At 38.6% G+C, this 21,804-nt stretch carries 26 protein-coding genes; 14 read left to right on the forward strand and 12 right to left on the reverse strand.

The window, feature by feature from the left end; all coding sequences use genetic code 11:
• Nucleotides 1-41 precede the first annotated feature (41 nt).
• Genes GSF09_RS09805 through GSF09_RS09815 form a run of 3 tightly spaced genes read right to left on the reverse strand, consistent with a single transcriptional unit; the run spans nt 42 to nt 1,607 of the window.
• Complete coding sequence (locus GSF09_RS09805) at nt 42-359, reverse strand: rhodanese-like domain-containing protein (RefSeq protein ID WP_159800847.1); 318 nt, start codon at nt 357-359, stop codon at nt 42-44.
• Between the two features lie 18 nt (nt 360-377).
• Nucleotides 378-989, reverse strand: coding sequence for a thioredoxin family protein (locus GSF09_RS09810; protein WP_159800849.1), 612 nt, complete (start codon nt 987-989; stop codon nt 378-380).
• A 24-nt stretch (nt 990-1,013) separates the two neighbouring features.
• Entirely contained in the window at nt 1,014-1,607 is a 594-nt protein-coding gene (locus GSF09_RS09815) for a TlpA family protein disulfide reductase (RefSeq protein WP_159800851.1), read from the reverse strand.
• 137 nt (nt 1,608-1,744) lie between these two features.
• Between GSF09_RS09815 and GSF09_RS09820 the strand changes: the two genes are divergently transcribed.
• The 3 genes from GSF09_RS09820 to GSF09_RS09830 are packed head-to-tail and all read left to right on the forward strand — an operon-like array spanning nt 1,745 to nt 3,456.
• On the forward strand, nt 1,745-2,200 hold the full coding sequence (locus GSF09_RS09820) for a MarR family winged helix-turn-helix transcriptional regulator (protein ID WP_159800853.1): 456 nt from the start codon (nt 1,745-1,747) through the stop codon (nt 2,198-2,200).
• 21 nt (nt 2,201-2,221) lie between these two features.
• Nucleotides 2,222-2,851: an NAD(P)H-dependent oxidoreductase gene (locus GSF09_RS09825; protein WP_159800855.1), complete on the forward strand. Its 630-nt coding sequence runs from the start codon at nt 2,222-2,224 to the stop codon at nt 2,849-2,851.
• A 35-nt stretch (nt 2,852-2,886) separates the two neighbouring features.
• A complete protein-coding gene (locus tag GSF09_RS09830; protein ID WP_159800857.1) occupies nt 2,887-3,456 on the forward strand; it encodes a YceI family protein in 570 nt (189 codons plus the stop codon).
• 50 nt (nt 3,457-3,506) lie between these two features.
• Here the strand turns inward: GSF09_RS09830 and cysK are convergent, their stop codons facing one another.
• Together cysK and epsC are read right to left on the reverse strand one after the other, a co-directional pair.
• On the reverse strand, nt 3,507-4,415 hold the full coding sequence (gene cysK, locus GSF09_RS09835) for a cysteine synthase A (RefSeq protein WP_159800859.1): 909 nt from the start codon (nt 4,413-4,415) through the stop codon (nt 3,507-3,509).
• 11 nt (nt 4,416-4,426) lie between these two features.
• Nucleotides 4,427-5,242 carry a serine O-acetyltransferase EpsC gene (gene epsC / locus GSF09_RS09840; protein ID WP_159800861.1) on the reverse strand — a complete coding sequence of 272 codons (816 nt, stop codon included), beginning with the start codon at nt 5,240-5,242 and terminating at the stop codon, nt 4,427-4,429.
• Nucleotides 5,243-5,501: 259 nt separating this feature from the next.
• Here epsC and GSF09_RS09845 point away from each other — a divergent pair, with 259 nt between their 5' ends.
• The 5 genes from GSF09_RS09845 to GSF09_RS09865 all read left to right on the forward strand — a co-directional run bounded on the left by GSF09_RS09845 (nt 5,502) and on the right by GSF09_RS09865 (nt 10,884).
• On the forward strand, nt 5,502-6,074 hold the full coding sequence (locus GSF09_RS09845) for an aminodeoxychorismate/anthranilate synthase component II (protein WP_159800863.1): 573 nt from the start codon (nt 5,502-5,504) through the stop codon (nt 6,072-6,074).
• Nucleotides 6,075-6,238: 164 nt separating this feature from the next.
• Entirely contained in the window at nt 6,239-6,862 is a 624-nt protein-coding gene (locus tag GSF09_RS09850; protein WP_159800865.1) for a TetR/AcrR family transcriptional regulator, read from the forward strand.
• Complete coding sequence (locus GSF09_RS09855; protein ID WP_159800867.1) at nt 6,852-8,207, forward strand: TolC family protein; 1,356 nt, start codon at nt 6,852-6,854, stop codon at nt 8,205-8,207. Before GSF09_RS09850 ends, GSF09_RS09855 begins: the two co-directional genes overlap by 11 nt.
• Nucleotides 8,208-8,213: 6 nt before the next feature.
• Nucleotides 8,214-9,293 (forward strand): HlyD family secretion protein, encoded by a 1,080-nt coding sequence (locus tag GSF09_RS09860; RefSeq protein WP_159800869.1) that lies wholly within the window; start codon nt 8,214-8,216, stop codon nt 9,291-9,293.
• Nucleotide 9,294: 1 nt separating this feature from the next.
• Nucleotides 9,295-10,884, forward strand: coding sequence for an MDR family MFS transporter (locus GSF09_RS09865; RefSeq protein WP_159800871.1), 1,590 nt, complete (start codon nt 9,295-9,297; stop codon nt 10,882-10,884).
• A gap of 44 nt (nt 10,885-10,928) precedes the next feature.
• Here GSF09_RS09865 and yaaA read toward each other — a convergent pair whose 3' ends face one another.
• Nucleotides 10,929-11,687 carry a peroxide stress protein YaaA gene (gene yaaA, locus GSF09_RS09870; RefSeq protein ID WP_159800873.1) on the reverse strand — a complete coding sequence of 253 codons (759 nt, stop codon included), beginning with the start codon at nt 11,685-11,687 and terminating at the stop codon, nt 10,929-10,931.
• Between the two features lie 98 nt (nt 11,688-11,785).
• On the opposite strand from yaaA, the gene GSF09_RS09875 reads away from it, so the two are divergent.
• From GSF09_RS09875 to GSF09_RS09885, 3 genes are read left to right on the forward strand one after another with little or no spacing between them, the layout of a single operon-like run.
• Complete coding sequence (locus GSF09_RS09875; RefSeq protein WP_159800875.1) at nt 11,786-12,691, forward strand: ABC transporter ATP-binding protein; 906 nt, start codon at nt 11,786-11,788, stop codon at nt 12,689-12,691.
• Between the two features lie 25 nt (nt 12,692-12,716).
• Nucleotides 12,717-14,927 (forward strand): redoxin family protein, encoded by a 2,211-nt coding sequence (locus GSF09_RS09880; RefSeq protein WP_159800877.1) that lies wholly within the window; start codon nt 12,717-12,719, stop codon nt 14,925-14,927.
• Nucleotides 14,928-14,931: 4 nt separating this feature from the next.
• Nucleotides 14,932-15,528: a Crp/Fnr family transcriptional regulator gene (locus GSF09_RS09885; RefSeq protein ID WP_159800879.1), complete on the forward strand. Its 597-nt coding sequence runs from the start codon at nt 14,932-14,934 to the stop codon at nt 15,526-15,528.
• 18 nt (nt 15,529-15,546) lie between these two features.
• Here GSF09_RS09885 and GSF09_RS09890 read toward each other — a convergent pair whose 3' ends face one another.
• The 3 genes from GSF09_RS09890 to pyrE all read right to left on the reverse strand — a co-directional run bounded on the left by GSF09_RS09890 (nt 15,547) and on the right by pyrE (nt 17,241).
• The gene (locus tag GSF09_RS09890; protein WP_159800881.1) at nt 15,547-16,074 is read right to left on the reverse strand and encodes a hypothetical protein; all 528 of its coding nucleotides are present in this window, start codon (nt 16,072-16,074) and stop codon (nt 15,547-15,549) included.
• Between the two features lie 81 nt (nt 16,075-16,155).
• Nucleotides 16,156-16,548, reverse strand: a complete 393-nt coding sequence (locus GSF09_RS09895) for an SRPBCC family protein (protein ID WP_159800883.1) — start codon at nt 16,546-16,548, stop codon at nt 16,156-16,158.
• A gap of 6 nt (nt 16,549-16,554) precedes the next feature.
• Complete coding sequence (pyrE, locus tag GSF09_RS09900) at nt 16,555-17,241, reverse strand: orotate phosphoribosyltransferase (protein WP_159800885.1); 687 nt, start codon at nt 17,239-17,241, stop codon at nt 16,555-16,557.
• A 7-nt stretch (nt 17,242-17,248) separates the two neighbouring features.
• Between pyrE and GSF09_RS09905 the strand changes: the two genes are divergently transcribed.
• Nucleotides 17,249-17,857: an NUDIX hydrolase gene (locus GSF09_RS09905; RefSeq protein WP_159800888.1), complete on the forward strand. Its 609-nt coding sequence runs from the start codon at nt 17,249-17,251 to the stop codon at nt 17,855-17,857.
• Here the strand turns inward: GSF09_RS09905 and GSF09_RS09910 are convergent.
• The 3 genes from GSF09_RS09910 to GSF09_RS09920 are packed head-to-tail and all read right to left on the reverse strand — an operon-like array spanning nt 17,846 to nt 20,011.
• The gene (locus GSF09_RS09910) at nt 17,846-18,568 is read right to left on the reverse strand and encodes a hypothetical protein (protein ID WP_159800890.1); all 723 of its coding nucleotides are present in this window, start codon (nt 18,566-18,568) and stop codon (nt 17,846-17,848) included. The genes GSF09_RS09905 and GSF09_RS09910 overlap by 12 nt on opposite strands.
• Before the next feature lie 5 nt (nt 18,569-18,573).
• Nucleotides 18,574-19,029 (reverse strand): pantetheine-phosphate adenylyltransferase, encoded by a 456-nt coding sequence (gene coaD, locus GSF09_RS09915; protein WP_159800892.1) that lies wholly within the window; start codon nt 19,027-19,029, stop codon nt 18,574-18,576.
• A gap of 1 nt (nt 19,030) precedes the next feature.
• Entirely contained in the window at nt 19,031-20,011 is a 981-nt protein-coding gene (locus GSF09_RS09920; protein ID WP_159800894.1) for a D-alanine--D-alanine ligase, read from the reverse strand.
• Between the two features lie 95 nt (nt 20,012-20,106).
• Between GSF09_RS09920 and GSF09_RS09925 the strand changes: the two genes are divergently transcribed.
• Nucleotides 20,107-20,721 (forward strand): PASTA domain-containing protein, encoded by a 615-nt coding sequence (locus GSF09_RS09925; protein WP_159800896.1) that lies wholly within the window; start codon nt 20,107-20,109, stop codon nt 20,719-20,721.
• Nucleotides 20,714-21,751 carry an RluA family pseudouridine synthase gene (locus GSF09_RS09930; protein ID WP_159800899.1) on the forward strand — a complete coding sequence of 346 codons (1,038 nt, stop codon included), beginning with the start codon at nt 20,714-20,716 and terminating at the stop codon, nt 21,749-21,751. Before GSF09_RS09925 ends, GSF09_RS09930 begins: the two co-directional genes overlap by 8 nt.
• The last annotated feature ends 53 nt before the right edge of the window (nt 21,752-21,804 follow it).

A 21,804-nucleotide genomic window follows, 5' to 3' on the forward strand; every position in this document is an offset into this window, starting at 1 on the left:
AAGGCTGCCGGATGGCAGCCTTTTTTTATTATTAAAATTCCTTATTCGTTTGGGTTTACTACAGGGCCGCTCCATTGCGATATGCCCCCCATCAGGTTGTAGGCATTTTTAAAACCAAGCTGGTTTAAAACAGAACACGCCTGCCCGCTGCGGGCTCCTGCAGCACAGTACACATAATAGTTTTTATCTGTATCAAGCTGCTCAACTTCATATATAAAGCCCTGCCCTTTATAAATATCAATATTTATAGCACCGGGAATAATACCCCGGTTCCATTCGTCCATAGTGCGCACGTCCAGTATTACAGCATTTTCATCTGCCTGGGCTTTGTCCCACCATTCCTTTTCCTGTAAATTCATTTATTGTATTTTACTTGTTTATGCTTTTATTGAACAGCCAATAGCCTTAGTTTCCTTTACCATAACCTCCTGCCCTTTCAGCAATGCATTAACGGCATTTTCAACATACTTCTGCTTTACGGCTGCAGCATCTTCATAATTGTCATCAATTGCACCAATATATTTAACCTGGTTGCCGCTTTTTGTTTTTTGCAATAAGTATACATGCGGCGTTTTGGTTGCGCCATACTGCGGGTATATTTTTTGTCCCTCGTCTAATAAATACGGAAATGTAAAACCTTTTTCCCTTGCCCTTAACTGCATTTTATCAAAGCTGTCATCCTTTTGCTTTTCGGGGTTATTAGGGTTTATTGCCACTACCGGGTACCCCATCTTTTTGTACTTCTTATCAAGAGCAATAATCCTGTCTTCATAAGCCTGTGCATACGGGCAATGGTTACAGGTAAAAATCACTATATAGCCTTTGGCATTTTTCATATCTTTTAAGGATACTTTTTTACCATCAATATTCTTTAAGCTGAAATCTGTTGCCATATCCCCTACTTTATATCCTGCAACAGGTTTTGTAACTGTAAAGGCAGCCAAAGCGCCTACGGCTATAAATAATGCTAAAAATTTAATTGCTTTCATTTTATTATTTTAATTAATTATTCTTCATTTTAAAAGGCTCACCTCTTTTTCAAGTTCGGAATAGGTAAACGAGCGTTCAAAAAATTTACGGTTGTTCCTGTTATAGATAACTGTTGCAGGTATTGCCCCGCTCCAGGTAGAATCTACTTTGGGTATCCAGGAATTAGCATCGGGATCCCGAAGTAAAACCACATCGCTTTTTAACTGCTTTTCCCATATAAAAGGCAATAATTTACTTTCCACCATTTTTGGCATATCAAGGCTTACAAGCAATACCTTAATTTTATTATCCCTGTATTTTTTATTCAGCTTTTCAAAATGGGGCAGTTCCTCAACACAAGGCACACACCATGTAGCCCAAAAATTAACAACGTAGGTAGTATCATTATCCCGGTTCAGGAAATACTCAAGCCCTGAAAAGTCATATGCCTTTACCGATACACTATCATTACTGTAAACCTGCAAGGGTTTAGGCGCAGGTTTATCTTCGGTATTTACTTCCTGTTCTGTTGTTTCATTTTTATTTATAACATCTTCCTTCTGGTTATCTTCCTTCTTCCCGTTACAGGAAAATAACATTAACGCTGTAAATAAAAGTATCAAATTCTTCTTTATCATTCCTGACATTTTTAAGCTCCATAAAATTACTCAAAAAATACCGCATTATTAATATTAACTTTTTTTTAACAACAACATTTGTATATACAAAAATAAAAGTTAATACATTTGTACATACAAATTTTGTAATTACAAGTATGAAGATTGAAGAAGCAATAAAATCTACCGCACCTTTGCAGCCTGCCAAGAAAACCATACTGAATATTATGTATACACAAAATATACTGTCAGAAAGATTTAATGAGCTTTTAAAGCCTTACGACCTTTCGCCGGAGCAGTTTAATGTATTACGGATTTTGAGGGGGCAAAAAGGTGAGCCGGCAAATATGTGTGTTATACAGGAACGCATGATAGCGCGCACCAGCAACACTACCCGCCTGGTGGACAAATTACTGCTTAAAGGGCTTGTTACCCGTAAAATTTGTGCCGATAACCGCAGAAAAATGGACATAGGCATTACAACGGAAGGGCTTAGCCTTTTAGCACAACTTGACCCAAAAGTAGACGAGCATGAAAAAAAATATTCAGGAAACCTGTCACCTGAAGAACTGGAGCAGCTTAACCTCCTGCTTGAAAAATATCGTGGAGAATAATTATTAAATATAAATTAAAAAATGAATACTTTAGAAAGTTTAAAATGGCGCTATGCCGTAAAAAAATATGATGCCGGTAAAAAAATATCTGAAAATGATTTGGAAACTTTAAAAGAGGCTGTGCAGCTTAGCGTGTCCTCCATGGGATTACAGCCTTATAAAGTACTGGTTATTGAAGATGAGGAAACAAGGAAAAAACTTGCCCCAGTTGCTTACAACCAAAACGGTATTACGGATGCATCGCATGTTTTTATTTTTGCAAACATTGTAAATGTCGGCGAGAAAGAAATTGAAGAATACCTTAACAACATAGCCGAAACAAGGGGTGTTTCCAGAAACGATCTTAAGGGTTTTGAAGATATGCTTTATGGCGCTATTAACGGTATGGATGAGCAAGCCAAACAAAGCTGGACAGCAAAACAAACCTACATAGCATTATCTACACTTATAAATACGGCTGCCGAAATGCAGATTGATGCCACACCAATGGAAGGATTTGATGCCGAAGGTGTAAACCAGGTATTGGGGCTTGATAAACTGGGGCTTAATGCCGCAGTTATGGCAACAGTAGGCTACCGACATAAAGAAGATGATTTCCAGCACCTTAAAAAGGTAAGAAAACCAAAAGAGAAACTTTTTATTAATATATAATTCAATAACCTAAATCTAAATTTAATTTAAAAACAATGAAAAATTTAAAGACAATTGCAGTTGCATTAGTAGTAGCACTTTCAACAATTACAGCTACCGCACAGGACAAAAAAATTAATACTTCATCAAGCAAAATAAGCTGGGTAGGAAAAAAAGTAACAGGACAGCACAGTGGTACCATAAGCTTTAAAGAAGGTGTGCTTAATTTTAAAAGTGGAAAACTTACGGGCGGCAACTTTACTGTTGACATGAATTCAGTAGAAGTTACCGACCTAAAAGCAGGTGAAGGAAAAGAAAAACTGGAAGGGCACTTAAAAGCGGCAGACTTTTTCGGTACTGATAAATATCCTACAGCAAAACTGGTATTTAAATCTGTTAAGGCAAAATCTGCCAATGTTTATACTGTAACTGCTGACCTGACTATAAAAAACATTACAAAACCTGTAACTTTTGACCTGACTGTGAATAAAAACTCAGCTTCTACTGCTTTTGAAGTTGACAGGACAAAATATGGTATTGAGTACAACTCAGGAAGCATTTTTGACGGTTTAGGCGACAGGGTTATATATGATAATTTTGAGCTTGCAGTAAATCTTGTCTTTTAATTTTTAGCTTTTAAATTGAAAAAGCCCCGCTTAATGGCGGGGCTTTTTTATTAAAACAAGCCATCTACCGAAAGGTAACGTTCCCCTGTATCATAATTAAATGTAAGCACAGTGGCTCCTTCTGGTATATCTGCCAATTTTTTATTAACCGCAGCCAGCGATGCCCCTGTTGAAATACCTGTAAGTATACCTTCTTTAAGGGCTATTTTACGGGCAAAGTCAAAAGCTTCTTCCTTACTTACCTGTATAACTCCATCAATAAGGCTATCTTTATAGATAGAAGGCTTAAACCCTGCCCCTATACCCTGTAATGGGTGTGGGCCGGGCGCACCGCCGCTAAGTACCGGTGATGCCTCCGGCTCTACAGCAAAAACTTTCAGTTTTGGAAATTTTTGTTTTAGTATTTCTGCAACACCAGTAATATGCCCACCGGTTCCTACTCCTGTTATCAGGTAATCTATACCTTCCGGGAAATCCTCCAGTATTTCCTGTGCAGTGGTACGTTTGTGCACCTCAACATTAGCCTGGTTATCAAACTGCCCCGGCGACCATGCGTTAGGTGTAGCGGCTGTAAGTTCAGCAGCTTTTTCTATGGCTCCTTTCATACCTTTTTCTCTTGGTGTAAGTTCAAACTCTGCTCCATAGATAGCCATTAATTTCCTGCGTTCTATACTCATTGACTCCGGCATTACCAGTATAAGCTTGTAGCCTTTTACAGCAGCCACAAGCGCCAGCCCAATACCTGTATTGCCCGATGTAGGCTCTATAATCACACTGTCAGGCTTTAGCAATCCTTTCGCTTCGGCATCTTCCACCATAGCAAGTGCTATCCTGTCTTTTATACTGTTTCCCGGGTTATTACGCTCAAGCTTTATCCACACATTATGGTTTCCATACAGCCTGTTAAGCTTAACATGCGGAGTTTTTCCTATAGTTTCTAAAACTGTGGTTGCTTTCATATTTATCTTAATTAAATTACAAAATTTAAAGGTTCGGGAAACACTTCCCTTGTTTTTATAGTTACTTCGCTTTTATGGTACACAAGCGAATTTGCAGGAACCGAATGGGTTATCCAAACGTTACCGCCAATAACCGACCCATTGCCTATTTCGGTATTACCGCCTAATATAGTAGCATTGGCATATATGGTTACATCATTACCAATAGTGGGATGGCGTTTAACTGCATTATCTGCTTTACTTAGGCTTAAGGCACCAAGGGTAACTCCCTGATAAATTTTTACATCATTACCTATGTCTGTAGTTTCACCTATTACAACACCTGTACCGTGGTCAATAAAAAAACGCTCTCCAATTTTTGCCCCGGGATGTATATCAATACCTGTTTTGCCATGAACATATTCACTAAACATTCGGGGCAGCATTGCAACATCTTGTAACCAAAGCTCATGGGCAAGCCTATACACCGCAATTGCAAAAAAACCGGGATAGGAAATAAGCACTTCACTTCTTGATTTTGCAGCAGGGTCAAACTCAAAAATAGCTTTCAAATCATCTTCAAGTAAAAGATGAATTTGTATAACCTTATTTTTTAATAATGAAATGATTAAACTGTTTTTATCGTTGTTATTTTCTGCCAGTTGAAGCAACTGATACAATGTTTTAAAAAGGCTCTCTTCCTTTGCTGTAAAATAATCATAATCGGCATATTCAGTACCGAGACAAAACAGCCAACTGAAGTATTCCTCAACCCATTTCCCGGCCATGCCTTTATCAGGCAAAACACCGGACTTTAAATAATTCGCTCTATATACAGGATGTTTCATAACTATGCTCAAATAAAAAAGCCCTCCTTAAGGAGAGCTTCTGTTATAGTTAAAAAGGCTACACCAATAATAACAATACAGAAACTCCCCTTTTTTCAGGACAGCAAATACATGATGCTTTGTATGATTGATTAACCTTTTTCATTTATTATTTACTATAACAAATATAAAGAAAAAACAAATACCCTACTAAAATAGTAGAGTATAAATTTATCTCACTTTTTGCAGGATATTACTACTTTTGCAGATATTTTAATACATGAAGAATCAAATACTTGTAATTGATAATTACGACAGCTTTACTTATAACCTTGTGCATTACCTTGAAGCACTGGATTGCGAAGTAACTGTTTTGCGCAATAATGAAGTAACTATTGAAGACACTGAAAATTATACCAAAATACTCCTTTCTCCAGGTCCGGGCATCCCTTCAGAAGCAGGAAATCTTTTACCGGTTTTAAAAGCGTGTACCCATAAAAGCATATTAGGTATCTGCCTGGGGCAGCAGGCTATAGCTGAAGTATTTGGCGGATCATTAATCAACCTTAAAACTGTGTATCACGGTGTGGCTGCAACAATAAAAATAACCGCTGCGGATGAAACACTTTTTTCAGGGCTAGGCAATAAATTTTCAGTAGGCAGGTACCATAGCTGGAGTGTTAATCAGGATACTTTACCCGATGTTTTAGAGGTTACCTCAACTGATGAAGCAGGCAATATAATGTCTATCCGCCATAAAGAATTAGATATAAAAGGTGTTCAGTTTCACCCTGAATCAATACTCACCCCTAATGGGAAACACATTCTTAACAACTGGATCAATATTAAATAAAAACTTTATATTTAATACCATAAGTATTTGATTTTAATTAATATAATTAAATACAATAGATATATTCTATAGCTGTTTTCTCAAACGTTTTCTGTTAAATTTAAATTAAACAAACGTTTAATTTAAACAATTGTTTAATTTTGTTTGCGCAAATTATAAAACAGATGACAGAGTTTAATGAGAAGCAAATTGAGATATTACAGGCTGCCGAAAAACTGTTTGCAGAAAATGGTTTTGATGGCACCTCTGTAAGGGATATTGCAAAACAGGCCAATATCAATATAGCAATGATATCCTATTATTTTGGCTCTAAGGAAAAGTTACTGGATGCACTAGTTGTATACCGTACTTCCGACCTTAAGGTACAGCTTGATAACATCCTTGATGAAACCCTCTCCCCTATGGAGAAAATTGACAGGTTTATAGACTTATACATACACCGCATTAATCGCAATAAATGTGTGTACCAGATTGTACATACAGAACTTGCCAATAAAAAAAGAATACTGGATATAAAAACCTTTACAAAGGTTAAAAAAAAGAACCTGTCTTATCTGCAGCAAATAATTGAAGAAGGGCAGCAACAGGGAATATTTAAAAAAGGTATTAATATCCCCATGATACCGCCTACCATTATAGGAACCTTTCTTCACTTTCATAACAACAAGATATTTTTTATTGACCTTTTAGGCCTGGAAAGCGAAGAAGCCTACGAAAACTATTTAAAAAATGAAGTAGTAAATCATATTAAACAAACTATTAAAGCACTTTTAGTACATGGAAATTAAACATTTGCTGCCGGCCGGCCTGCTTTTCTTTTCCTGCTTTGCCCTACAGGCTCAGGAAAAGAAAACGCTGTCTTTGGACGAGGCTATCAACCTGGCAGTTACACAAAGCACTGAAGCAGGGCTTGCAGAAACCAAAGTTGTAACATCGGGCCTTGATGTTGACAATGTAAAAAACAACCGCTATCCTGATTTTAAATTATCAGGGCAATACCAAAGGCTTACAAGCCCGGTTGTAAAATTAAGGCTGCCTACAGGCGATGGAGGCAGTTCATCCGATGGAGGTGAAACAGCTACTGCATCACCTGAGGTTAACCAGGTTATGCTTGGGCAGGCCAGCTTTGGGCTGCCGGTATTCTCAGGTTTCAGGCTAAAAAATAATATTGAGTCTTCGGAAGACATCCATAAAGCCGAAACCTTTAATGCGCTAAATACAAAAGAGCAGGTTGCACTGCAGACCATCATGCTGTATGTTAACTTATATAAGGCACAGGAATCGGTTAAGCTGATACAGGAAAACCTTAAAAGTGCCAACCAGCGTGTAACTGATTTTACGGCAATGGAGCAAAACGGGCTTTTAGCGCGCAACGATTTATTAAAGGCACAACTTCAGTCATCCAATATTGAACTGTCGCTGGAAGATGCAAAGAGAAGGGTTTCTACCCTCAGCTTTCAACTGGCTACACTATTAAAGCTGCCGCAAAATATACGCATTATACCGGACAGTGCTTATTTTAAAAAATCGGAAACTATTACCCCTGCTATTAGTGAAGGCGAGGCTATTGCACAACGCACCGACCTTGAAGCACTACGCTGGCAGCAAAAAGCATCGGAAGCCAATATTAAGGTAGCCCGTGCAGATTATTACCCTTCCGTTCAGTTAATGGCCGGCTATGTTGCCCTTGATATACAAAATGTGGCACAGGTTTATAACGCTGTAAATTTTGGTGTAGGGGTTTCCTATGATATTTCGAATATTTTTAAAAACAGTAAAAAAGTAAAGGCTGCGCAAAGCCGTGCCGAAGAAACAAGGCAGGCAGTTGAACTGCTTACCGACAGGGTTAAAATACAGGTTCAGGAAGCGCTGGAAAACTATAACCTTGCCATAAAGCAGGATAAGGTATATACACAGGCTGTACAGCAGGCCAATGAAAATTACAGGATTGTAAAAGACAAATATGATAACGGGCTTGTAGATACCAATGACCTGCTTGAAGCAGATGTGCAACAATTGCAGGCAAAGTTAAATGAAGCTTTTTCCAAAGCTGATATAACCCAGCGTTACTATGAGCTTTTAAATGCTTCGGGAAAATTAACCAATTCATTCAACCTTACCCAAAACAAATAATTTACAATGGAAAAGAAAAAAACAAATAAGAAGTTTCTTTTTATACTGATAACACTTGTAGTTATAGGTGCTGTTTACGGAACCTACAAATATATGCACTCACTTGCCCATGAAACAACAGATGATGCGCAGGTTGAAAAGAACATGAGCCCCATAATACCCCGCGTAACGGGCTATGTAACCAAAGTGTATGTAAAGGATAATGACTTTGTAAAAAAAGGCGATACGCTTTTTGTAATAGATGATAAAGATTATGTAGTGCGTGTAGAGGAAGCTAAGGCTGCACTTGCCGCCGCCGAAGGAAGTTATGAAGCTGCAAAGGCAGATATAGGTGGTGCACAGGCAAATATTTCGGTATCCGAAGCAAACGTGCTTTCGTCAAGGGGCAATATTGAAGCTGCAAAGGTAAGGTTATGGAGGGCTACCAATGATTTTGAACGTTTCCAAAACCTTTATAAAAACCACTCTATTACAAAACAGCAATTTGAGCAGGCTCAGGCAGCAAAACAGGAAGCAGAAGCCCAGCTTAAGGTTTTACAGCAGGCGGAAGCAGCAAGCAGGTCGCAAAGAGCTGCCAGCCTTTCACGTTCTAACGTAACAGGCAAACAAACCGAAATAGCCGCCGCCAATATCAAAAAGGTGGAAGCGGCACTCGAAGCGGCAAAGCTAAATCTTGCCTATACTGTAGTTACAGCCTCTGTAAACGGACAGGTTTCCACTATAGATATACAGCCGGGGCAACTGGTACAGCCGGGACAGTCGCTATTTTATATCATAAATAATGAGGAGGCATGGGTTGTGGCTAATTTTAAGGAAACACAATTGAATAAAATGAGGGAAGGGCAAAAAGTAAGCATCAAGGCAGATGCCTACCCGGATACAGAGTTTGAAGGTGTTATCACCTCCTTCTCCCCTGCTACCGGGGCACGTTTTTCACTACTGCCTCCTGATAATGCCACAGGAAACTTTGTGAAAACAGTACAAAGGCTGCCGGTAAAAATATCCCTAACCGAAAATAATGATAAAGAAAAAGTGAAGCTGCTTCGCCCGGGTATGAATGTGGAAGTAGATGTTCACCTGAAATAATATGGCAGCAACAGTAACACAGGATGATAATTTGGTGGAATATGGTTTCCGGCGGGTTATAATAACCGTAACTGCGGTACTTTGTGCCCTGCTGGAAATTGTAGATACTACCATTGTTAACGTAGCCCTTAACGACATGCGGGGCAGCCTGGGTGCCACGCTTACCGATGTGGCATGGGTTATTACAGCCTATGCCATAGCCAATGTAATTGTAATACCCATGACAAGCTGGCTGTCGCAGCAGTTTGGGCGAAGGAACTATTTTGCCGCATCTATAATTATATTTACGGTTTCATCATTTCTATGCGGTAACGCCGTTAATATATGGGAACTGGTAATATTCCGCTTTATACAGGGCATGGGTGGCGGAGCGCTACTGGTAACGGCACAAACCATTATTACCGAAAGCTACCCTGCCGAAAAACGTGGTATGGCACAGGCTATTTATGGAATGGGCGTTATTGTAGGGCCTACATTAGGCCCCCCGCTGGGAGGTTATATAGTAGATAATTTTTCCTGGCCGTATATTTTTTATATTAATATACCTATTGGCATTATTGCCACATTCCTGACACTTATTTATGTGCGCAGCCCTAAATATGGCGAAAAACTCAAGGCAAACCAGGTTGACTGGTGGGGTATCGTTTTCCTGGCTTCGTTTATAGGTTCGCTGCAGTTTGTGCTGGAACATGGCCAGCAGGACGACTGGTTTGAAGACCCTTTAATTGTAACACTTAGTGTAGTAACAGTATTCGGGCTTTTGGCATTTATATGGCGCGAAATGACTTATAAACACCCTATAGTAAACCTAAGCGTACTAAAAGACAGCAACCTGCGTATTGGCACAATAATGTGCTTTATACTTGGCTTTGGCCTGTATGGTTCAACGTTTATAGTGCCAATATATACACAGTCTATTTTAGGATGGACAGCTACAGATACAGGTTTGCTGCTTATACCAAGCTCATTAACAACTGCTTTTATGATGCCGATTATTGGCAGGCTTATACAAAAAGGCGTGCCTCAAACCTATATGGTGGCACTTGGTTTTATGATATTCTTTTTCTTTACCTTCTGGATGCACAATATCATAACCAATGACACGGGCGAAGAACACATGTTTTGGCCGCTGATACTTCGCGGTATAGGATTAGGGTTATTATTTGTACCTATCACTACTCTTTCACTTTCTACCCTTAAGGGCAAAAGTATTGGCGAAGGTGCGGCCTTTACAGGAATGATGCGCCAGTTGGGTGGTTCATTTGGTATTGCAATAATCACTACATTTATTGCGCGTTTTGGTCAGGAACACAGGGTTAATCTTGTTTCCAACCTTAGCAAAAGCAGTTTTGAGGTACAACAGCGCGTGCAGCAATTACAGCAGGGTTTTGTGGCAAAAGGATTCAGTGCCAATGAAGCTCTGAATAAGGCATACCAAGTGCTTGATTTTTCAGTTACCAAGCAGGCTACTATATTATCTTACATGGATGTATTTATGTACCTGGGTGTACTGTTCCTGTTATGCATACCCTTTATATTGCTTGTAAAACGCGGTAAAGGAAAAGTGGACATGAGCGAAGCAATGCATTAAAGCTTTAATTTAAAAAAGCCTGCCTTATTAAGGCAGGCTTTTTATTATCGGGTAAAAACCAGCTTATTCCCTTTTGATAATTTAGTATCAAAGCTATAACCATCATAATTAAATCCCTTGATACCGTTAAGAGTTTTAATATTTTTATCCATAATATACCGCACCATCATCCCCCTTGCTTTCTTGGCAAAAAAACTTACCATACGCAGCTTGCCGTCTTTATAGTCTTTAAACTCGGGAGTAATTACAGGTACTTTTAGTTCTTTTGCATCCACAGCATCAAAATATTCCTTGCTGGCAAGATTAATAAACAACTCCCCCTCTTCCAGTTCCTCATTCAATTTTTTTGTTATATTTTCCTTCCAAAATTCATACAGGTTTTTATTATTGCCCACACGCAGTTGTGTACCCATTTCCAGCCTGTAAGGCTGTATAAGGTCTAATGGTTTTAGCAGCCCGTATAACCCTGAAAGTATACGAAGGCTGTCCTGCAACCTGTTAAGTTTGGCAACAGGTAGTGTATAAGCATCAAAGCCGGTATAAACATCTCCGTTAAAAGCATAAATGGCCGGTCGTGCATTTTTTGGTGTAAAAGGCGTTTTCCATTCCTGGTTGCGCTGCCAGTTCAGTTCGGCAAGTTTGTCTGATATATCCATTAACTCACGCAATTCAGCTGGCGATTTCTCTTTAACAGCATCATGTATTACCTCTGCCTTATCTAAAAAAACAGGCTGTGAATATTTACGGGTTGGCAGTTTAGTTTCAAAATCAAGTGATTTTGCAGGCGATATAATAATTTTCATGTATTAACTGTTTATATCTTCAAAAGTACTAAGCCGATAGCACATCCGCAACGTGTATTTTTATATATTAGCACTTTAACCAACCAATAAATAATATAATGGCTGAATATATTATTCAAACCCAGTCACTCAATTTTAAATTTTCTAAACACCGTAAGGTACTGGAAAACATTTCATTAAATATCCCCAAAGGTTCCATATATGGTTTTTTGGGGCCAAACGGAGCAGGAAAGTCAACTACCATGCGGCTGCTTACAGGCATATTGCCGCAACAGGATGACTCCATATATATTTTTGGCAAGCCTTTAAAAAATCAACTGCCGCAGGTTTTTGAAAATATAGGCTCGCTGGTGGAAAGCCCTGCACTTTACCTGCATCTTAGCGGTTATAATAACCTTAAATATATTGCCACACTGCGCAATGTGCCACACCAAAGGATTGATGAAGTACTTGAACTGGTTGACCTTTCCCGCGATGCTAAAAGGAAGGTTAAGCAATATTCCCTGGGGATGAAGCAACGCCTGGCTATTGCCATGGCCCTGCTTAGCGAACCCGAATTGCTTTTGCTGGATGAGCCGGTTAACGGGCTTGACCCCAACGGCATGCGCGACATACGACAACTTTTGGTTAAACTGAATAAAGAAAAAGGAATTACCATATTTGTATCAAGCCACCTACTGGCAGAGATTGAACGGATGTGTACCCATGTGGGTATTATAAGCCACGGCAAATTAAAGTTTGAAGGCACAATTGAAGATTTATCTAAACAATCAGGTGCATGCAAAATACAGGTTACTTTAAAAAACGCATCGCAATGGCATACCCAACTGGCTGCAGAAAATGATACGGCAAAACTGGAAAGCCAGTCGCAGATAATAATAGAACTTGAAAACAGGGAAGCCATACCCGGTTTTGCAAAAAAACTTGTGGAGCAAGAAGCCGATATATATGAAATAAAAATACTGGATGGCCTTGAGGAATGGTTTATGGCTCTTATCAAATAAAAAACAACAACCAACACAAAATAAAATGCAGAATTTTACCACCGCCCTTAAGGCTGAACATATAAAGAAAAAAGGTACGGGCTTTTACCTGCTGGCATTAATACTTGGGGCAGTTTCGCCTATTATATACCTGATTGTTTCCTCTTTTGAGAGTATGAAATTTCCCAATGCCATACCTAAAAATTATTATACTGATTATATTGAAAACTGCCTTGAGCCTTTTGCAGGTTTTTTCTTTCCGCTGCTGATTATAATTATTGTAAGCCGTATTACACAGCTTGACCATAAAAACGGCGGCTGGCAGCTTATGGAAACACAGCCCGTAAGAAAAACATCTATATATTTTTCAAAATTTACAGTTGTGCTTTTGGCTAATATTATAGCAATTTCAGCACTTATTGTAGTAGGTTACCTCTGTGCCTGGATTCTTACTTTTATTAAAGACATACCGGAGTCGGCCACTACTAATTTTGAATTCGGCAAACTAATCTTAATTGTTGCCCGCCTGCTCCTGGCAGGATTGTTTTTTACAGCATTCCAGTATATTATTTCAGTAATAATGCCAAGCTTTATCTGGTCAATACTCATCGGCTTTTTCCTGCTGCTGCTGTTTATTTTCCTTAAGGCTTTTAATGTTACACCCGATTGGTATCCTTTAGAGCTGCTAAATAAAACCTCAACATATAAAGAAGGTAGTGAATTAGGTTACTGGCTTACCTATTCGGAAGCAGTGAGTGTTCTTTGCAGTATAATAACCCTATACATTGGCTTTAAATGGTATAAATACAAAAAATTGAAATGGGCATTTTTTGGAAATGCAAAAAGGTTTGCCATGCTTGCTGCCGTACTATTGGTTTTTGGCGGGCTGCTGGCTTATACCTTACAGCCCAATGTTATGCCCCGTTATACCAAAACCATAATCAGCGGCAAGATTGAAGGCGATAAAAAAATGGAAAAAATTTATGTACGCGATTTATTCATTCGCGATACCCTGGCAATAATACCTGTTACCAATAATAATTTTAATTATGAGATAAAAGAAGAAATGCCTCTTGACAAATATGAACTGATATTTGACGGGACAATTAATGTACCGGTAATTATGGGCACAAAAGACAGTATTTATCTTGTGCTTAAAAGCTACAAAAACTCTTCAAGAACAAAAATAACAGGCACACGCCTTGCCGAAAACAGTTATAATAATCAAAATGAGGCATCCTGGAGTATGGCCAGTTACTATATTGAAAGGAATGATTTTCTTGAAGACCCAACATTTATTACAAAACAGATTGTTGATGAATGGAATGAGGCAATGGATGAATCGGATAAATTTAAAACTGTGGATAACTATATACCCAGGGAAGATTTTATAAAGAAAAATAAGAAGCTCCTCACTATAGATTACCTTAACCTTTGGAACGAACTGGTTAAAAAACGTGCTGTATTATTCCCCGAACAAAAAACTGAGGAAACGGCAGGCATTAAGGAAATGAAAAAAATTGTTCCGTTAAATGATGAAAGCCTGCTTAGCGATGAAAAATACTTTAATTATATAACATCTCAACTTGTTGCCGCCAATGATGATGATATTGACGAAAATACCAAATCAATACAGGCTATCAATAAAATGGAGCAAGGATCCTTCAGGGATAAAATGCTGTATTACCAGCTAAATAAAAGCCTTGAAGAAGCTTCAACAAAACAGGAAAGGGATAGCCTGGTTTCGCAATATTCCAACAATTTTAAAGATGACAGGTACAAAATGCTTGTACTTAATAACAGGAAAACTATTGAAAACCTGAGCAAAGGGCAGCCTGCCCCTTTATTTGATGCCATTACTTTAAATAATGAACCCTTTAACCTGGCCGACCTAAAAGGCAAATTTGTGGTTATTGATGTGTGGGCCACCTGGTGCGGCCCCTGCAAATACCAGTCGCCTTATTTCGAGAAATTTGCTATTAAATATAAAAAGCAGCCTATACAGTTTGTTGCCCTTAGTACAGATGAAAGGATTGATGCTTGGGTAATAGAGGCTAAAACCAAATCTGAATCGGTATTACAGCTTCACGTTAGCAATAATAAACAATTCAGTAAAGATTATAACCTTGTAAGCATACCAAGATTTATATTTATAAATCCGGAGGGGCAATTGATAAATTCTAATATGCCTTATCCTGCAAGTCCGTTTTTTGAACAATTAATAAGGCAGTCGCTTGGGCTGGAGGAACAAAAATAACGCTATGGATAAATTTGTACAGATAAATGAAAGCATCAGCCGTTATGTCAGTTTTTCCAAAGAGGAGCTGGATGTATTCAATTCCTTGCTGGAATACAGGCAGGTACCCAAAAAAACTGTAATGCTGCATGAGGGCGAAATGTGCAATTTTGAAGCTTTTGTGGTAAAAGGCTGTGTGCGTAAATATTATATTGATGAAAACGGCTTTGAGGTCATTCTTCAATTTGCCATTGAGGATGCGTGGGTTAGTGATATATCTTTTAGTATATATGAGGACAAGCCCAGCAGGATATTTATAGAAACACTGGAAGACAGCGAATTTTTAACATTTACCCCTGAAAGCAAAGAAGAACTTTTTGCCAGGGCTCCAAGGTTTGAACGCGCTTTCCGCATATTGTTGCAACGGCATCTTACTGTTACCCAAAACAGGCTTTTCAGTACTATATCCAAAACCGCCATGGATAAATACCTTGATTTTTTAGAGCAGTACCCTACCCTGCCGCAACGGGTGGCACAGCACTATATTGCATCCTACCTGGGTATATCAGCCGAGTTTTTAAGTAAAACCAGGGCAAAGCTTGCTAAAGGTGTAAGTGAATAATTACTACTCTTTTTTTTACTACCTGTTTTTTACAGGGGCTTCGTTAAATACAGGCTCCTGGATTTCAGGTATATTAAGCTGGGGGCTAAGGTTAGGTATTGTAGCCTGTAACGCCTGTATATTTTGACCTGCTGTATCGGTAAAAGACCATGTTTTACCATTATCCCGTGAAATAGCAATAATAGTAGTATTGGCTGTAACTTGCTGCCCGTCAGCCTCCATTTCTATCATTTGGGGTACAGTGCATTGCAGTTCCCCTTCAACATTTATTATTTCAGAAGGCTGCGCAAAAGTAACATCTATAAATTTTACGTTTTCAATCTGCGAAAAACTGTAGCGGATTATATCAGCCATTTTTTGAGTACCTCCAAATTTTTTCAACAGGTCAGGATGTGTAAAGCTGGCAAAGGCAGCATAATCTTTCGCAATAAACGCTTTGCCCATTTCATCGGCCTGTAAAAGCAGGTTCTGCTTAAGTTTTTGCTGTTCCTGGGCTGTTGTTACTATTGCAATAAGCAGGAAAAATATTGCTGTTATTTTTTTCATAAACAGTTTATAGTTTGCATAAAAATATAAAAAGCCTTTCAGAAACTTCCAAAAGGCTTAAAATTTAACTTATAAGGACTATTATAGCTTATGCATATTGCCGGCAAGCGTTTCTATAAATTTACTTATAGGCCCTTTTACCATCATAGCCATCATTGCATTAAACTGCCCTTCAAAAAAAAGCTGTACCTCGCTTGCATTATCGCCTGCTTCATCAATTTTGCCTGTAAGCGAAAATGGCAGCTTATCGCTTGCAGCACCCAATACCAGCTTGCTGAAAGGGTTTTTCTCTTTCATTTTCAGTTTAATTTCAGGCATCCCTTTTAATGCAAAAATAAAGGAATCATCACCGGTTACCTCAAACTTGGCAATGTTATCCGGCATAAGCTTTTCAAAATTCCTTACATCAGATAAAGCTTCAAAAATATATTGTGCAGGCTTTTCAACTCTTACTTTCTGGCTCTCTAAATTCATGTAATATTAATATAATGGGTTATGTTCTCCTCCCTGTGTAATAGTAGGCGATGGTGCTCCCCAGGTTTCAGGGCTTTTTCGCCATTCCTTAAGGGCTTCCTGTTCCTCCTCGGTTATATATTGTTTGGCTGTGGCAAAATCCAGTAAAACCTCATAATTTCCAAGGGTATGCAATTCTACCTTTTCCTTTTTAAAATTTTCGGCTGCAACATCAAAGCCGTAGGTAAATATTGCCACCATACCTTTTACTTTGGCGCCGGCACCTTTAAGCGCTTCAACAGCCATAAGGCTGCTTTTACCTGTACTGATAAGGTCTTCCACCACCACTACATTCTGCCCTTTTTGCAAAAAGCCTTCCACCTGGTTTTGCCTGCCGTGCTTTTTAGGCTCAGGACGCACATAAACAAATGGCAGCCCCATATATTCGGCAACCAGCATACCAATGCCTATTGCCCCCGTTGCAACACCGGCTATTACATCGGGTTTGCCATATTGCTTTTCAATAAAGCGGGCAAACTCCTCCCGTATATAATTCCTTATAGGAGGGAATGACAGCGTAATTCGGTTATCACAATATATAGGCGATTTCCACCCTGAAGCCCATGTAAAAGGATTTTTGGGATTTAATTTAATTGCGTTTATTTGTAAAAGCAATTCGGCTGTCTTCTTGGCGGTGTCTGTATTAATAATCATATTGCAAATGTATAAAGTTTTTGTAAACGATAAGCCGCTTTTTTTAACCAACCAGGTTGAAAAAGAAACCGATTTCCAGATGTTTTTACTGGAAGGCGTGGATATAGAGCAGCTCATTATAAAAATGTTTAACAACAAAGTAGGCAAAGCCTTTTTATACCACCCTGATGAAAAGGAGATGCTGAAAAAACTAAAGGAAAAAATACCTGTGGTAAAGGCAGGCGGCGGGCTTGTATATAACAAGCAGGGGGAGGTACTTTTTATTTTTAGGAACGGCAAATGGGATTTACCTAAAGGCGGTACTGAAAAAGGAGAGGACATGGAAGAAACAGCCATACGCGAAGTGGAGGAGGAAACCGGTGTAACAGGCCTTAAAATTGTAAAAAAATTACCTAAAACATACCATGTTTTTAAACGGGGCGGACAGTATAAACTTAAAATTACAACCTGGTATGAAATGAAAACAAGTTACAGCGGAAAGCTTACCGGGCAGGAAAACGAGGGTATTGAAAAGGTGGCCTGGCTTAACCCGGAAGAAATACAACAGGCACTGACCAATTCGTATGAAAATATAAAATTACTGTTTGAAAAAGTGGAAGCGAAATTAGGGCAATAAATTAGGTCCTAACCAGTGCATCCAAATAATCCAACCTAAAGTAGAGCCTGTAATTCCTAAAAATATAAATGTCAACCTAATATTTGCCGGAATAATTACAAAAGTTACCCAAAATAAAAGGATTAGCCCTATAAGAAATGTAATAAAGCCTACTAACCAATCGGATAGATTTAGGTAATTTGATATTTTAAACTCATCGTTATGAAAGTTTTGTGCTCCAATAATAGTCTGAGAGATAAAAATTAAAAAATTGAACACCTGTCTAGACCAAAAGAAGCTGAAGAATACTGCTAGCCATTCAAAAAAATTTAAGTATTTATTCTTTAATATTTTTTTTCTGTTAAACCATAATAAAAGTATTCCTATTGTACCTGTAATTGTAGTTTGTATGGGGCCTCCCAGCAAAATGTAAAATCTGTTCTTACTAATTTGTTCACCAATATTGTTTCTATATTCCAGAAAAGAGTTTTTTTGATGAGAATCGGTTTCAGCTTCAATATATTTTTTATCTCTATTATATCTGGCAGTATATTCATCTAATTCGGTTACTTTATAGTTAATTGATGCATAAGAAACATTAACCTCATATCCCACTAGATATTTAGCTATAAATGCATGACCAAGCTCGTGGCTTATTGTACCAATTATTGTAAATGCAATAAAGCTAAAGGAAAGCAGCGCATATTGACGGGGATATAATTTTAATTTCATTTTAATCACTTTACCCTTACCGAGTCAGGGACAAGTATTGTATAATCGCCGCCATTGCGTAAAACATCCCTCACTATGCTGGAACTAATATAGGATGTTTTTGCAGCAGTGAGTAAAAATACCGTTTCAATTTTTGATAATTCCCTGTTGGTGTGGGCTATAGCTTTTTCAAACTCAAAGTCTGCCGGGTTTCTTAGCCCGCGTAAAATGAACCCTGCACCTACTTTTTTACACAGGTCTATAGTAAGCCCTTCATAAGTAATAACTTCAACTTTCGGCTCATTTTTAAAAGCATCCTCAATAAACTGCTGGCGCTGCTCTAAAGGGAACATGTATTTTTTTTCGGCATTAACGCCTATGGCTATAATAACCTTATCAAAAAGTTTTACCCCTCTTTTTATAATATCATAGTGCCCCAAGGTAATAGGATCAAAAGATCCCGGAAAAACTGCTGTTTTCATACTATTGTTTTTTTGCCAAAGCTAACTGGATGGCATTATCAAAAAGCTCAGGCATACTTATTCCCGCTTCATTTGCCTGTTGCGGTAATATACTGGCTGTTATAAGCCCCGGTACTGTATTAATTTCTAATAAATGTGGTTCGCCTTTTACCAATATGTATTCACTTCTTGAAAAACCTTCCATATTAAGCAGTTCATAAACACATTTTGCAATTTCCATTACCTTCTCCTGCATTTCAATACTGATACGGGCGGGGGTTATTTCCTGCGATTTACCAAGATACTTGGCATCATAATCAAAAAAATCATTTTCCGATACTATTTCGGTAACAGGCAGTACGGTTACCTTTCCTTTATAGTTGATAACCCCTACAGATACTTCAGTACCATCAAGGAAGCTTTCCACCAATATTTCGCTGTCTTCTTTAAAGGCTTTTTCAATGGCAGGCATAAATTCTGCTTTCTCCTTTACCTTACTTATGCCGAAGCTGGAGCCTGATTTATTAGGCTTCACAAAACAAGGCAGGCCAACTTTTTCAAGTATTTCGTCCTCATTAATTACATCGCCATAATTTATATAATGTGAGATGGCTGTTTTTATGCCATAAGGCTTTAAAACCGAAAGCAGGTCGCGCTTATTAAAAGTTAACGCTGCCTGGTAAAAACCGCAGGATGTTTGCGGTATTCCTAATAATTCAAGGTATGCCTGCATTAAGCCATCTTCCCCGGGTGTACCATGTATTGCATTAAAAACCACATCAAAAGTTATTATAGTACCATCCTGGTCCACCGAAAAATCGTGCCTGTTTACAGGATATTCATTGCCCTCATCGTCAACCATTACCCACTTTTCTTTAAGTATATGTATCCTGTAAGGATTATATTTTGATTTATCCAGATAACTGTACACTACATTTCCGCTGGATAAGGATATTTGGTACTCGCTGGAATACCCTCCCATTATTATGGCAACATTTTTCATTGGACTGCGTTAGTTTATTAACACAAAAATATCATTATTTGTCCAAACTTATAAAGTTTGGTATTATTTATATCTTTGCCAAAATTAAGCAGTAAATGAGCCTAAAAAAATTTTTAACCAGCAAAGTATTCTTTAAACAGCTTGCAATAGCACTGGTAATAACTATTGTTATAATTTTCGGATTGCTGAAATGGCTTGGCAGTACAACCAACCACGGGCAGGAAATACCTGTACCCAATCTTAGTAAAATGACTGTTGAGAAAGCAGCGGAAACTCTCGAGGCAATAGATTTAGAGTATTTGGTGCTTGATACTGTTGATTTTAAAGCTGACTTTCCTCCATATACCATAGTACAGCAGGACCCTCTTCCTAATGTAACCGTAAAGGAAAACCGCAAAGTATATGTTAAAGTAAATTCAGGAGGTTATAATGATATAACCCTTCCTGACCTGATACAAAAAACATACAGGGCTGCCATACCTACACTTAAAGGTGCAGGGCTGGAGGAAGGCAAAATTACCTATAAGCCGTACCTTGCTAAAGATGTAGTACTGGAAATGTGGCAAAACGGCAAAAAACTAAAAGGTGGCGACAAGGTAAAAAAAGCCTCTAAAATAGACCTTGTATTGGGAGACGGCAAAACTGCCTATATAGATGATGAGGGTACTGATAATGCCGAAACACCGGAAACCGAAACAGTAGATGAGTAATATGATTATTGAGCAGGAGCCGGATGATGAATTATATGAGCACTACCGGTTTGAAGCAGGCAAAGGACAGTCGCCATTACGGGTTGATAAATTCCTTATGAACCTTGTGGAAAATGCCACTCGCAATAAAATACAACAGGCTGCTGCTGCAGGTAATATTTATGTTAACGATGTGCCTGTAAAATCCAATTACAAAGTTAAGGCCAATGATGTGGTGCGTGTGCTGCTTTCACACCCGCCATTTGAATACCTTTTAGAGCCTGAAAACATTCCGCTAAATGTAGTTTATGAAGATGACCAGTTACTGGTGGTAAACAAAGAGCCGGGCATGGTTGTGCATCCCGGGCATGGCAACTATAGCGGCACACTGGTTAACGCGCTTGCCTATCATTTTGAAAACCTGCCTTTAAACAGCAGTGAAAGGCCGGGGCTTGTGCACCGTATAGATAAAGACACATCAGGGCTTTTGGTTGTTGCCAAAACAGAGCAGGCCATGGCCCATCTTACAAAACAGTTTGCCGATAAAACATCAGAAAGGGAGTATATTGCGCTTGTATGGGGCAATGTACAGGAAGATGAAGGCACAGTTGAAGGGCATATTGGGCGCCATATTAAAGACCGTATGCAAATGGCTGTATTTCCTGATGGAAGCCAGGGTAAGCATGCCGTAACACACTATAAGGTACTGGAGCGTTTTGGGTATGTTACACTTGTTTCCTGCAAGCTGGAAACAGGACGCACGCACCAGATAAGGGTGCATATGAAATACATAGGACACACCTTATTTAATGATGCACGCTATGGTGGCGATGCTATTTTAAAAGGTACTACTTTCAGTAAATACAAACAGTTTATAGAAAACTGCTTTAAAATATTACCACGCCAGGCACTACATGCTAAAACACTTGGATTTGAGCATCCTGTAACCAGGGAGTTTTTACGATTTGATACTGATTTACCGGAAGATATGCAGGACTGCATAGAAAAATGGGGGATTTACTCCAAATCACACACTATAGAAGAAGAGTAAAAGCCATGCTTGGTAAAACTTTGCAGGAGCAATATCAATTATAGGCCGCAGGA

This window comes from Flavobacterium sp. MK4S-17, from assembly GCF_009848495.1.
GTDB lineage: Bacteria > Bacteroidota > Bacteroidia > Flavobacteriales > Flavobacteriaceae > Flavobacterium.

Coding starts and splice junctions, on each gene's coding strand:
- GSF09_RS09860 (WP_159800869.1), top strand. CDS start 8,214: ATGGAAAAGAAAAAAACAAATAAGAAGTTTCTTTTTATACTGATAACA.
- GSF09_RS09895 (WP_159800883.1), bottom strand. CDS start 16,548: ATGAATTTAGAGAGCCAGAAAGTAAGAGTTGAAAAGCCTGCACAATAT.
- GSF09_RS09920 (WP_159800894.1), bottom strand. CDS start 20,011: ATGAAAAATGTTGCCATAATAATGGGAGGGTATTCCAGCGAGTACCAA.
- yaaA (WP_159800873.1), bottom strand. CDS start 11,687: ATGAAAATTATTATATCGCCTGCAAAATCACTTGATTTTGAAACTAAA.
- GSF09_RS09880 (WP_159800877.1), top strand. CDS start 12,717: ATGCAGAATTTTACCACCGCCCTTAAGGCTGAACATATAAAGAAAAAA.
- GSF09_RS09805 (WP_159800847.1), bottom strand. CDS start 359: ATGAATTTACAGGAAAAGGAATGGTGGGACAAAGCCCAGGCAGATGAA.
- GSF09_RS09855 (WP_159800867.1), top strand. CDS start 6,852: ATGGAAATTAAACATTTGCTGCCGGCCGGCCTGCTTTTCTTTTCCTGC.
- GSF09_RS09865 (WP_159800871.1), top strand. CDS start 9,295: ATGGCAGCAACAGTAACACAGGATGATAATTTGGTGGAATATGGTTTC.
- GSF09_RS09885 (WP_159800879.1), top strand. CDS start 14,932: ATGGATAAATTTGTACAGATAAATGAAAGCATCAGCCGTTATGTCAGT.
- GSF09_RS09890 (WP_159800881.1), bottom strand. CDS start 16,074: ATGAAAAAAATAACAGCAATATTTTTCCTGCTTATTGCAATAGTAACA.
- coaD (WP_159800892.1), bottom strand. CDS start 19,029: ATGAAAACAGCAGTTTTTCCGGGATCTTTTGATCCTATTACCTTGGGG.
- GSF09_RS09905 (WP_159800888.1), top strand. CDS start 17,249: ATGTATAAAGTTTTTGTAAACGATAAGCCGCTTTTTTTAACCAACCAG.
- epsC (WP_159800861.1), bottom strand. CDS start 5,242: ATGAAACATCCTGTATATAGAGCGAATTATTTAAAGTCCGGTGTTTTG.
- GSF09_RS09910 (WP_159800890.1), bottom strand. CDS start 18,568: ATGAAATTAAAATTATATCCCCGTCAATATGCGCTGCTTTCCTTTAGC.
- GSF09_RS09845 (WP_159800863.1), top strand. CDS start 5,502: ATGAAGAATCAAATACTTGTAATTGATAATTACGACAGCTTTACTTAT.
- GSF09_RS09825 (WP_159800855.1), top strand. CDS start 2,222: ATGAATACTTTAGAAAGTTTAAAATGGCGCTATGCCGTAAAAAAATAT.
- GSF09_RS09830 (WP_159800857.1), top strand. CDS start 2,887: ATGAAAAATTTAAAGACAATTGCAGTTGCATTAGTAGTAGCACTTTCA.
- GSF09_RS09875 (WP_159800875.1), top strand. CDS start 11,786: ATGGCTGAATATATTATTCAAACCCAGTCACTCAATTTTAAATTTTCT.
- GSF09_RS09930 (WP_159800899.1), top strand. CDS start 20,714: ATGAGTAATATGATTATTGAGCAGGAGCCGGATGATGAATTATATGAG.
- GSF09_RS09850 (WP_159800865.1), top strand. CDS start 6,239: ATGACAGAGTTTAATGAGAAGCAAATTGAGATATTACAGGCTGCCGAA.
- GSF09_RS09925 (WP_159800896.1), top strand. CDS start 20,107: ATGAGCCTAAAAAAATTTTTAACCAGCAAAGTATTCTTTAAACAGCTT.
- cysK (WP_159800859.1), bottom strand. CDS start 4,415: ATGAAAGCAACCACAGTTTTAGAAACTATAGGAAAAACTCCGCATGTT.
- GSF09_RS09820 (WP_159800853.1), top strand. CDS start 1,745: ATGAAGATTGAAGAAGCAATAAAATCTACCGCACCTTTGCAGCCTGCC.
- pyrE (WP_159800885.1), bottom strand. CDS start 17,241: ATGATTATTAATACAGACACCGCCAAGAAGACAGCCGAATTGCTTTTA.
- GSF09_RS09810 (WP_159800849.1), bottom strand. CDS start 989: ATGAAAGCAATTAAATTTTTAGCATTATTTATAGCCGTAGGCGCTTTG.
- GSF09_RS09815 (WP_159800851.1), bottom strand. CDS start 1,607: ATGATAAAGAAGAATTTGATACTTTTATTTACAGCGTTAATGTTATTT.